The sequence below is a fragment of the Actinotignum sanguinis genome, assembly GCF_003957255.1.
GTDB lineage: Bacteria > Actinomycetota > Actinomycetes > Actinomycetales > Actinomycetaceae > Actinotignum > Actinotignum sanguinis.
Genome location: NZ_QDIE01000023.1, coordinates 18464 through 28997, shown reverse-complemented (window position 1 = coordinate 28997; position 10534 = coordinate 18464). Strand labels below are relative to the sequence as shown.

At 61.2% G+C, this 10534-nt stretch carries 10 protein-coding genes; 5 read left to right on the top strand and 5 right to left on the bottom strand.

From position 1 onward, the window contains the following. The first annotated feature begins 415 nt into the window (after positions 1–415). The 4 genes from DDD64_RS06475 (at position 416) to DDD64_RS06460 (ending at position 4442) form a co-directional block, all read left to right on the top strand. Complete coding sequence (locus tag DDD64_RS06475) at positions 416–1468, top strand: siderophore ABC transporter substrate-binding protein (RefSeq protein WP_126135581.1); 1053 nt, start codon at positions 416–418, stop codon at positions 1466–1468. A gap of 60 nt (positions 1469–1528) precedes the next feature. Then, positions 1529–2530 (top strand): ABC transporter permease, encoded by a 1002-nt coding sequence (locus tag DDD64_RS06470; protein WP_126135580.1) that lies wholly within the window; start codon positions 1529–1531, stop codon positions 2528–2530. Beyond that, positions 2527–3582, top strand: a complete 1056-nt coding sequence (locus DDD64_RS06465) for an iron chelate uptake ABC transporter family permease subunit (RefSeq protein WP_126135579.1) — start codon at positions 2527–2529, stop codon at positions 3580–3582. The genes DDD64_RS06470 and DDD64_RS06465 overlap by 4 nt, the downstream gene beginning before the upstream one ends. 107 nt (positions 3583–3689) lie before the next feature. Further along, complete coding sequence (locus DDD64_RS06460) at positions 3690–4442, top strand: iron ABC transporter ATP-binding protein (RefSeq protein WP_126135582.1); 753 nt, start codon at positions 3690–3692, stop codon at positions 4440–4442. A 26-nt stretch (positions 4443–4468) separates the two neighbouring features. Here the strand turns inward: DDD64_RS06460 and DDD64_RS09050 are convergent, their stop codons facing one another. The 3 genes from DDD64_RS09050 to DDD64_RS06445 all read right to left on the bottom strand — a co-directional run bounded on the left by DDD64_RS09050 (position 4469) and on the right by DDD64_RS06445 (position 6476). Beyond that, on the bottom strand, positions 4469–4741 hold the full coding sequence (locus tag DDD64_RS09050; protein WP_241227489.1) for a hypothetical protein: 273 nt from the start codon (positions 4739–4741) through the stop codon (positions 4469–4471). 339 nt (positions 4742–5080) lie between these two features. Continuing rightward, on the bottom strand, positions 5081–5311 hold the full coding sequence (locus DDD64_RS06450; RefSeq protein ID WP_126135578.1) for a hypothetical protein: 231 nt from the start codon (positions 5309–5311) through the stop codon (positions 5081–5083). Positions 5312–5552: 241 nt separating this feature from the next. Then, positions 5553–6476 (bottom strand): trimeric intracellular cation channel family protein, encoded by a 924-nt coding sequence (locus tag DDD64_RS06445; protein WP_126135577.1) that lies wholly within the window; start codon positions 6474–6476, stop codon positions 5553–5555. Positions 6477–6682: 206 nt separating this feature from the next. Between DDD64_RS06445 and DDD64_RS06440 the strand changes: the two genes are divergently transcribed. Beyond that, on the top strand, positions 6683–6913 hold the full coding sequence (locus DDD64_RS06440) for a hypothetical protein (RefSeq protein ID WP_126135576.1): 231 nt from the start codon (positions 6683–6685) through the stop codon (positions 6911–6913). Positions 6914–7227: 314 nt separating this feature from the next. On the opposite strand, the gene DDD64_RS06435 is transcribed toward DDD64_RS06440, so the two are convergent. Continuing rightward, on the bottom strand, positions 7228–8301 hold the full coding sequence (locus DDD64_RS06435; protein ID WP_126135575.1) for an endonuclease/exonuclease/phosphatase family protein: 1074 nt from the start codon (positions 8299–8301) through the stop codon (positions 7228–7230). 25 nt (positions 8302–8326) lie between these two features. Next, positions 8327–10387 carry an acyltransferase family protein gene (locus tag DDD64_RS06430; RefSeq protein WP_126135574.1) on the bottom strand — a complete coding sequence of 687 codons (2061 nt, stop codon included), beginning with the start codon at positions 10385–10387 and terminating at the stop codon, positions 8327–8329. Positions 10388–10534 lie beyond the last annotated feature (147 nt).

Here is a 10534-nt window from a genome sequence, read left to right as displayed (position 1 = left end):
CTGCACATTCCACCGCAGGTGTCAAGGAAGCAAGCTTATTGAGGTACTCGAGCTCAATAAGGCTGACTTTTCGTTGCTATGGCAGGGCAAACCCCGGATATGAGACCCACTTTTTGTCTATTAACCCTTGGCGCGACCTGCCGTGATTGCGAACGCTCGCCAGAGGTCCTATCGCGCCAGCGCTGCCGCCAGTCAGAGGTCCTATCGTGCCCGCACCGCTTCCACCCCGAAACCCCGACTTCGTGACGGCGTCGCTAAAATACACACCATTAGTTAAGGTATGCACACTGGGCTCACCTGGGAAAATACCGCTTTTTATACATGTCCTTGAATTAAGGTGTCCCGTATAAGTACACTCATCTACGGGTTAGGACTTCCTTCCCTAACGTATTTTTACTCTACGCAAAGGTAAACGATGAAGAAGACAGTTCGCGGCTTTTTCGCGCTTGTGGCTGCCGGCACCCTCGCTCTGGGCGCTTGCTCCAATAACTCCGCCAAGGATACCCCCTCACCTTCGGCCGCCGCTTCGGAACCCGCCGCTGAGGCCACCTCACAGGCCGCGGGTACCGTTTCGATCACGGATTCGCATGGCACCCACGAAGTTCCGGTGAACCCGGAGCGCGTGGTTTCCCTGGATAACCGCACATTCGAGACTCTCCACGAGTGGGGCGTCAAGCTGCTCGCGGCACCCAAGGATGTTATGCCCAAGGATGACCCGTACGTCAAGGATGACTCTGTGGTCAATATCGGCAACCACCGCGAACCGAATTTTGAGGCGATTACCGCGGCTAACCCCGATCTCGTGATCGTGGGCCAGCGCTTCGCCCAGCACTATGACAAGATCAAGGCCGCCGCTCCGAACGCCGCGATTATTGACATGAATATCAAGCTGCCCAAGGAAGAAAAGGATGCGGACGCCAATAAGTCCGGCGAACTCCTTATGGACGGCATGAAGAAGGACGTTGAGGATCTGGGCAAGATCTTCGGCAAGGAAAAGGAAGCCGCCAAGCTCAACGCGGATCTGGATGCCGCGATTGCTGCCGCGCGCGATGCCTACCCGGCCGGCCAGAAGGTGCTCTCCATCAACACCAACGGTGGCAAGATGGGGTACCTCGCCCCGGGCGTGGGCCGCACCCTCGGCCCGCTCTACCCGCTCCTCAACCTCACCCCGGCCTTCGATCTGGGTGAAGGAACCGCGAACCACAAGGGTGACGAAGTTTCCGACGAAGCCCTGGCACAGGCCAATCCCGAATGGATCCTCATTATGGACCGCGACGCCGGCGTGGGTGAAGGCAACGAAGCTCACGGTGCTGACCTGGTGACCAACTCACCCGCCATGGCCAATGTGCCGGCGGTCCAGAAGAAGCAGATCCTGACCATGCCCGCGGATACCTACGTCAATGAAGGTCCGCAAACCTACATCGAATTCCTCAACGACCTGGCCAAGGCCTTCAAGGCCGCCAAGTAGCTCAGGCTAGATGACCTACCTGCGGGGGCCGGGGACCCGGCCCCCGCAGCATGTACGCTCATGACAACACCACCGCATAGTTCTCTTTCCTCACGCAGATTTACCGGGAGCAGGCTGCTGCGCGCGCTGCCGCTCACCCTCGGTGTCATTATTCTGGCGGGCCTCGTCTACCTGTCTATGACCACGGGTACCTACAATATCGCCGAACACGAAGGCGGCGAATTCATGTACTTCGCCACCCGCATCCCCCGCACCGCCTCCCTGGTGCTGGCCGGCGCCGCGATGGCGATGTGCGGGCTGGTCATGCAGTTGCTGACCCAAAATAAATTCGTGGAACCCACCACCACGGGCACTACCGAATGGGCCGGCCTCGGGCTGCTCGTCGTCATGTTCCTGGTTCCGCACACCTCGCTCATCGAGCAGATGCTGGCCGCCATCCTTTTCGCTTTTATCGGCACCATTATTTTCTTCTTGTTCCTTCGCCGGGTGACGCTGCGTTCCTCGGTGATTGTGCCGATTGTGGGAATTATGCTCGGCGCGGTGGTCTCCGCGATTTCCACCTTCTTCGCCCTCAAAACAGACACCCTGCAAACCCTGGGGGTCTGGTTCCAAGGCAGTTTCGCAAATGTGGTGGCCGGACGCTACGAGCCGCTGTGGATTGTTTTGATTGCCACCGTCCTCATTTTTATCCTGGCTGACCGTCTCACCGTGGCGGGCCTGGGTGAGGATGTGGCCACCGGGCTGGGCGTGAACTACAACCTCATCGTGCTGCTCGGCACCGGGGTGATCGCGCTGACCACCGGCGTGGTCACCGTGGTGATTGGCCGGATTCCCTTCCTCGGGCTCATCGTCCCCAATATTATTTCGCTGCTGCGCGGGGACGATCTGCGTTCCAACCTCCCCTGGGTCTGCGTTTTCGGAGCCGGGATCCTCACGGTGTGCGACCTGGTGTCCCGCACCCTCATCGCTCCCTTTGAAATCCCGGTATCCCTCATCCTCGGCACCCTGGGAGCGGCCGTGTTCATCTTCCTTATCCTGCGTCAGCGCCGGAGGCTCTCATGAGCGTCGTCGTACCACAATCTCCCGAAAAATCTTACGTTCCTGGCCAAGCGCCCCGTCATGCCGGTGCTTTCGCAACCCCGCGCGCGCGGCGGCGCTACTGGCTGCTGCTCATCGGCGTGGCGCTCCTCGGGATCGCCTGCACCGCGCTCTATTTCGTGTGGAATATTCCGGTGGCGGTGGGCAGCGAGGGCTTCTGGATTATTACCCGGATGCGCGCCGAAGCGGTGTTTTCCATTCTGTTGGTGGCGTTCTGCCAGTCGCTGGCCACCCTCGCGTTCCAGACGGTGACCACCAACCGGATTCTTACGCCGTCGATTATGGGCTTTGAGTCGCTGTATTCGGTAATTCACACCTCCACGATTTTCTTCTTCGGGGTGGCCGGGTTCGTGGCGTTCACCGGGGTGCGAGCTTTCCTCATCCAGGTGGCGATTATGGTGGCCTGCGCGCTGGCGCTGTACGGCTGGCTGCTGCGCGGCAAACTCGGCAGTCTGCATATTATGCTGCTTATCGGCATTATTATCGGCACCGGGCTGGGTTCGCTTTCCGCTTTTATGCAACGCATGCTCACCCCGTCCGAATTCGATGTGCTCTCCGCGCGCATGTTCGGCACTATCGCGAATGCCCGCTCGGATGTGTTCGTGGCGGCGCTGCCGCTGGCGCTGGGCGCGGGAGTGGCGCTCCTCCTCATTTCTCGCTCCCTCAACGCGATTGCGCTGGGGCGGGATGTGGCGGTGTCGCTGGGCGTCAATCACCTGCGGATGCTCCTTATTTCCCTCACCCTCATCGCGGTACTTATCTCGGTATCCACGGCGCTCGTGGGGCCGATGACGTTCTTCGGTTTCCTGGTTGCCACCCTGACCTACCAGGCGGCGGATACCTACGATCACCGTTTCCTTTTCCCCATGGCCGCCGTAATCGGTTACGCGGTACTCATGGGAGGTTTCTTCGTGATGAAAAATATTTTCTCGGCGGAAGGCGTGGTCTCCATCATTATTGAGCTGGTGGGCGGCCTGACGTTCCTCGTCGTTGTACTGAGAAAGGGGCGGTTGTAATGCGCCACCGCAAGAACACAGCAGGCACGCATCTGGAGGTTCCCGCGCCGGTGCCGCCGGTGGTTTCCCCGCATCTGCGCGCGGCTGATCTGAGCTGCGCCGATCCGATGATCCGTATGGAAGGCACCCGGCGCGACTACAGTTCGGAGGTCCGGATCGGCCCGGTGACCTTGGATATTCCGCACGGCGGGGTCACGGCACTGGTGGGCCCGAACGGTGCGGGTAAGTCCACGCTGCTCACGATGATCGGGCGGCTCATGCGTATGGACGCGGGCGCGATTGCGGTGGCGGGGCTTGATGTAACGACGACGAAATCCGCCGATCTTGCCAAGATTCTCGCTATTCTACGCCAGGAAAATCACTTCGTGACGCGTTTGACGGTGCGCCAGCTGGTCGGCTTCGGGCGGTTCCCGTATTCGAATGGACGCCTGACTGCCGAGGATGAGGAGATTATCTCCCGCTATATTGATTTCCTGGGGCTGACCGAGCTGGAAGGGCGCTACCTAGATGAGCTCTCCGGTGGGCAGCGCCAGCGCGCCTACGTGGCGATGGTGCTCACCCAGGAAACCGATTGCGTGCTGCTGGACGAACCCCTCAATAACCTGGATATTTCACATTCGGTGCAGATGATGCGCCACCTGCGCCAGGCTGCCGACGAGCTGCATCGCACTATCGTGCTGGTGATCCACGATATTAATTTCGCGGCGCGCTACTCGGATCGCATTATTGCGATGCGGGAGGGCATCGTTATGGATGCGGGCACTCCTGCGGATATTATGACCCCTGAGCGCCTTTCCGCGATTTTCGACGCGGATATCGATGTGATACCCGGCCCCTGCGGCCCGGTCGCGATTTACTAGCGCGGGTGGTGGGAGCGACGACGCTGCTAGCTGGCCGCACCCGCACCGGCCACGACTGCGCGCATCGCGGCTAATAGCTGGATTTCCTCCCATTTCCGCATGCCTTGCTGGAGTGCTGCGCGGGCCTCAGGGGTGCATGCCACCCCGAACTCGTCAATAACGAAAAGGAGGATTTCTTCCAAGCAGGGGCGGAACCTGCGCCCGCCCACCGGGAAATGAACATCAGCAATCCGGGGAGTGCGGGCCTCGTTCTTGATGCGCCGGCGTGAGCGGCGGGAATGATGACCACCCCGGAGCAAAGCATGAGTCCATTCATCGCGATGGGAATGTACTTGGACATGCGCGCAAGGGATATTCGAACGTGGTGAGCGAATATAATCCCACCGCACCAGGGGCTCTTTTCCAACCTTTCCATGAATCACTGAGAAGGTTGACTCATTGACACCTAGAAGCCCGGTCTTCGAATTTAGGAAAACCTCGTAATCGAAGCGGACAATAGGAAACGATCAACGCGAATATCTCCCGACAAGCTTTTTAGCGGGAGACCTCCCTTTGTGACCGTCTGATTTAGCAGCGAAAATTCGGGGTCAATCAGCTCCCCAATCCGCTGCAAATGTGCCGCAAATTCATCAGCACGCTCATCCAATCGTGCGTTCACCACGGTAATACTCCTCGAAACGGTCCAGACCTACCATCTCGAAATAAGCGTCAGACTCTTCCGGTCCAAGCTGGTAGTTATCAGCGCGCCGGTCGAATTCTTCCCGGGTCATCCTGACCTCACGCAAGATTTCTTCCTTGCGCTTGAGAACATCTTCAAGCGATGTAAACGTAAGCTCCGGATAATACAAACGGTTCGACTGTGAAGTCATGATGTTTCACTCCTTCAATTGCGTAGTTTCGGGCGGTTGCCCGCCCTTTTCCGTTATTCTCGCATGGCACCAAGGCACAGCAAAGAGCCATTTACAGCGCTGTGGACAAAGGTGACGTTTGGTGATTCCGTGGATAACTTCGAATCGGCTGCGGACTATAGGACACTTGGGGGTACGGACGGGGGTACGGACGGTTTCTTAGAGATTTTTAAGGAGATCGTTCAATGAGTAAACGCACGGTTTAGCGCCCCGAGGACTGGCCACCGCTCGAAGGTTTCCCCGAACCGCTCGCCCCGGACTCCCCAGAGCTGCCTGATCCGGAAGAGTTCGCTTGGCTCTTCTTGCTGAGCGCGCGGGCGCGGAGCGACTGGCGGGATTGGTTGCGCCGTCGTACCGCACGTTCCTGGCGTTCCGCGCGCGCCAGCCGACGGTGCTCTTCATCCCGCAACCTACGCATCCGCCGGCTCAGCGAAGAACTAACGTGCTGGAGCGTGTCGTTCACGGAATAGTCCCGATTGACGGGCAGCGACCACTCGAAAACGCGAGCCAGGATCACCAACAGGGAAGCAAGCAGCGTGGATACCGCCATGGCCAACATGGGTGCGTGGTTGTACCAGAGCACCACCGCGGGGAAAGCCGCGATGAGCGACGCTGTGGCGTAGAGGGTGTTACCGCCGAAGATCACCGGGGTGCGACCCACGGTGATATCGCGGATGAGCCCGCCCCCCACCGCGGTAATCATGCCCATCATGACGGCCGGCATCACGCCCAGCCCGGCGTTGAGAGTTTTGATCACGCCGGTAGCGGTCCAGGCCCCCATCACGGCGGCGTCCATCACCGTCATAAAGCGGCGCACCCATTTCCCGCGCAGGCGCAGCAGATAAGCCACCAGCGCCCCGAGCAGGGCGCAGCTGAGGTAGTACGGATTGGTGAGCGCCACCGGTGGTTCTTTGAGGAGGGGCGCCTGCTGGATAAGGACATCGCGCAGCATACCGCCGCCCAGGGCGCTAATAATCGCCACGATCACGAAGCCCACGATATCGAAGGACTTTTCACGGGCCACCATGCCGCCGAGGATGGCCGCCACGAACACCCCGAAAATATCTAAGAGGTCAAAAACAACCGGAGACCATTCCGAGAGCGTATCCAAATCCACGTCTCCCATTCTAGGTGACGGAACTTTTCACGGAGTGGGATTGGGGGTAGATGGTGAAGGGGTGTGGCAGCAACGGGTCCGGAGTTATCCGCAGAATTACTCCGCGTTTTTCCACAGGTTGTGGATCGGTCTTTTTTGCGCTTGTATACCATGCAAGAATGACGGAGAAGCACACGTAACTACTTCGCCATGAGGCGATTGAAGGAGTGAGACATATGGATATTGCCGAGGATCGGCTGTGCTTTCCAGACCGTGTTTACAACTCCCTGGAAGAGATTCTCGAGCGCAAAGAAGAAATCTTGCGGGAGGTCAGAATGACCCGGGAAGAATTCGACCAGCGCGCTGATGACTACCAGCTCGGACCAAAAGAAACTAACGCCTACTTCGAAATAGAAATCCTGGATCGCTTCGAGGAGTACTACCGTGGTGAACGCACGATTGAATGAGTGCGCCGATAAGTTCGGAGCAGCATGCACGCCCGAGACACGCGAAGCACTCCAGCGCGGCATCCGGGAGTGGGAAGAGATTCAGGTGTGCTCTGTGGTGCGCAACAACCGCGCCATCGCACTCCAAGCCCTCGCGGAGTGAACCACCCGCGTTTGACGAGCCTGTCTAAAAGTTTGTGTGGAGCAAAGACGCTGAACACAAAAGCAATAGCCCCGGGGGTGTATCGATGTTTCGCGACATTGACCTTCCCGGAGCTCCCTGCGATGGAGTTTACCCGAAAGCCCTTGCTTGCGGGCCCCGCCCCAGCCAGTCCCTAAGAATCGGATTCCGTTGCCGGCGTGGGATTAGTAGCAGGAGCAGAATCAGCAGCCGGCGTGAGCCGCACGATGATACCGCGGTGGTCGCTGGCGTTATCCGGGTCGATGATCTCCCCAGCCACCCCGCGGTAGGCACCCGAGCTCATGACCCGATCAATCGGAGAAGCCAGCAGTGCGGGCACCGTGGTGGGCCAGGTCCCCACCGCGCCGATTCCGGCATCGGCCCCCAGGTCACGGCAGGTCGAGCCAGGGCTGAGGGCAGCCTGGTGGTCCGCCGTCGAATTAAAATCACCCGCAACAACCGCATCCGGCACGGCCTCACACACCCGGTAGAGCGCCCGGGCCTCCGCGCGCCACAGATCCATATACGCAGGTACCGGGGCCGTGGGGTGCCCGGCCACGAACATCGGAGCATCCGAGCGTGCCCCGCCGCGCGGCGCAGCAGCCACCGCCCGCGCCAGGTCATCGCCGTAGGTTTCGCTCAAATCCACCGCTTCATACTCCCCGCGCGCGGCGGAAACCAGCAGCACCGACGAGCGCCAATCGGCGCTATAGCGGGATACCCCACCGTCGAAAAGCTGATATTCCGCCCCGCGCGCGGCCAGTTTCTCCTGAATCTCCGCACCGGCATCACCCGAAGTTTCAATCAGCGAAACCGCATCCGCGCCCACCCGCACGATAGTATCGGCCAGCTGATCCCAGTCCACACGCCCGCCCTCGGTGTTGTACTGGAGCACGGTTAGCTCGCCGGGCGCAGGCGCATCCAACACCTCCCGATCCAGCCCGCGCCCGCTCAGCGTTCCAGCGTGCGCGAGGGCCACAAGAAGCAGTACGACGGCGCAGCTCACCGCCACGCGCCCACCCCCGAAATAGCGGCGGACCGCGCCGAGTAACCCTACCGCGAGCGCCGCAATGAGCATCCCGAGCGCCAGCGCTCCTCGGCTAGACATGATCTGAGCCCCGGGCACTACCGTGGCCAGCCGGGCAGCCGGGCCGAACCAGGCCGGTTGCACCGTGAATACCGCGAAAGCGGCAAGGAGCAATCCAAGAAGAGAATTGAGAACGCGCACCGCGCCTACCTTTCCGGCTGGCCTTTTAGGCCCCGCACAGGGCCTGCTGGATAAGGGTAGCGAAGTGCTGCTGCCCGGTGGGTGTGAGATGGATACCATCATCGCGCAGGAATTCTTCGTGGCCTTCGGTAGCCGCCCACCAATCAATAATGCCCACATTCGGGTGAGAAGCAGCGTATGCCTTGAGCAGCTCGTTATTTGGGTTCTGGGCCGGCAGCGGGCTGCGATTCGTCACGAAATACACGGGAAGCCCCTGAGCGGCATCCACAAGCTTTTGGATATCCGCTTCCCCGCCGATAGCTCCGTTCGAACCGAGAGCATAGATAAGTACCCGCGGTTTCTCCCCCAGGGCCTGGCGCTGGGCGAACACCTCCGCGCCAGCAGAGAATTGCCGGCTGACCTTGCCGTCCACCACCGAATTGGGAAGAACCTCCTTGAGGGCATCGGTTGCGCCCAAGGTGACCGAATCCCCGATCATCACGGCATTCGCTCCGCAGATGCCGGTGGCCGGGTCCTTGCTCCACGCGGAGGCATCCAGATTGGCCGGGACCTTCGTGGCGATGGGCTGGAGAGAGCCCGGGCTGGGTGCCGGAGTAGAAGTTGGCTTGGGTTCCGGAGTATTGACTGAGGGGTTGGCCGGCGCGTTGGCCGGCGCGGGCGGATTCAGTGCTTCGCCGGGCACGCCGGGTGCGCTGGGGGCACTAAGCGCGCCGGGCACACTAGGTGCGGGTGCAGCTAGTTCCGGGCGCAAGGCCACCGCGCGAGAATCCGCGAGGCGCTGCCAGGGAATCGGTGCGAAAGCCAGCAGAGTCACGAGCAGGAGAGCCACCGCGCTCACCGCCGCGAAGATCGTGTCGCTCAACCGGTGGTTGCCCGCGAGTTTGCGCCAGTTGCGCGGGTCGGTACGCCACGTGCGTATGTCACTGCGCCAACTGTGCAGGCCAGTCCACCAGGTGCGCACACCGGCGCGCCAGCCGGCCCGCGCCAGGCGCGCGCTCGGCTGCTCCACACACCGATAAAACAGCTCCGCCACCAGCCCCACCACCAGCAGCTGCCCCATCTTGGCCGCCCCGGAAATCTCCGCTGTGCGGGTAGCCGGATTCATGAAAAGCAACAGCGGATAGTGAACCAGGTAGAGGGAGAAGGATCGCGACCCCAGATAGGCAAAAGGCGCACTGGCCAACACCCGGCTCAGGCCCAGCCGCGGGTTGTGCACGGTGAGGACAATAAGGGCGGTCAGGAGCGCCGTCGTCGTTAAACCACCCGCGTACGTGAGGGCAGATTCACCATCGGCCCATACGGCCAGCGCCAGCAAAGCCAGGAGAGCGGCGCCGGTGCCAACCCGCAACGCGAAAGCGGCGGTGGCGGAACGGGCGGGAGGCTGCGGCGGCGGCGTGCTATCCGCGCGCGGCCACAGAGACGCAACATACGGAGAAACAAGAGCCGCGAGCGCGCCGATAAGAAGTTCGGCGGCGCGAGTATCCAGGCCGTAGTAGGCGCGGGTGGAATCCGGGCCCGCGAAGAAAAGCAGCGCCATGAGCAGCGCGGAGGCGAGGGCCAGGCCCGCCACGATCCGCACCGTCGAATACCGCACCCGGCGCAGGGCCAGCAAGATGAAGGGCCAGAGCAGGTAGAACTGGGCAAGGACCCCGAGGTACCACAGGTGAGTGAGCGGGGAAGGCAGGCCGGAGGCCGCGAAATAGGGAACCTCGCGGAAAATATAGACCCAGTTACTCGCGAACAGCGCCGCGGGAAGGGCGTCAGCCTGGACTTTCGGGAGCAGGCTGGGCGCACACATGTAGCTGAGGAGCGCGCTACCCGCAATGGTGACGAGAACCGGAGGCCACAGGCGCAGGAGGCGACGGCGCAGGTAACGCAGGTAGGAGAAGCGACGTTCACGGCTCAGCTCGCGCAATACGCTGCGGGTGATGAGGAAACCGGAAAGCACGAAAAACACCGTGACGCCGATGAATCCGCCGGTCAGTACCGCCGGGCGCATGTGATAGAGCACCACCGCGATAATTGCGAGCGCGCGGATGCCGTCGAGGGCGCGGATGCGGGTGGTGGTGCGTGAGGATTGCGGCATAGGCACATTCTAGGACTGCGCGAATACGGGGCGGCACGACACGGGGCAGCGATGCGTCCATGAGATGAGCACCACCGGGGAGTAGGAGGGACGGCCGCGCGCCGGTAGAATGAGCGCGGGCGCCGGCACGGCCGCGTACTCACCAAC

Bases quoted from the DNA above. Each gene is read 5' to 3' on its own strand.
- DDD64_RS06430 (WP_126135574.1), bottom strand. From the start codon at position 10,387: ATGCCGCAATCCTCACGCACCACCACCCGCATCCGCGCCCTCGACGGC.
- DDD64_RS06450 (WP_126135578.1), bottom strand. From the start codon at position 5,311: ATGACTTCACAGTCGAACCGTTTGTATTATCCGGAGCTTACGTTTACA.
- DDD64_RS06440 (WP_126135576.1), top strand. From the start codon at position 6,683: ATGGATATTGCCGAGGATCGGCTGTGCTTTCCAGACCGTGTTTACAAC.
- DDD64_RS06475 (WP_126135581.1), top strand. From the start codon at position 416: ATGAAGAAGACAGTTCGCGGCTTTTTCGCGCTTGTGGCTGCCGGCACC.
- DDD64_RS06460 (WP_126135582.1), top strand. From the start codon at position 3,690: ATGATCCGTATGGAAGGCACCCGGCGCGACTACAGTTCGGAGGTCCGG.
- DDD64_RS06445 (WP_126135577.1), bottom strand. From the start codon at position 6,476: ATGGGAGACGTGGATTTGGATACGCTCTCGGAATGGTCTCCGGTTGTT.
- DDD64_RS06470 (WP_126135580.1), top strand. From the start codon at position 1,529: ATGACAACACCACCGCATAGTTCTCTTTCCTCACGCAGATTTACCGGG.
- DDD64_RS06465 (WP_126135579.1), top strand. From the start codon at position 2,527: ATGAGCGTCGTCGTACCACAATCTCCCGAAAAATCTTACGTTCCTGGC.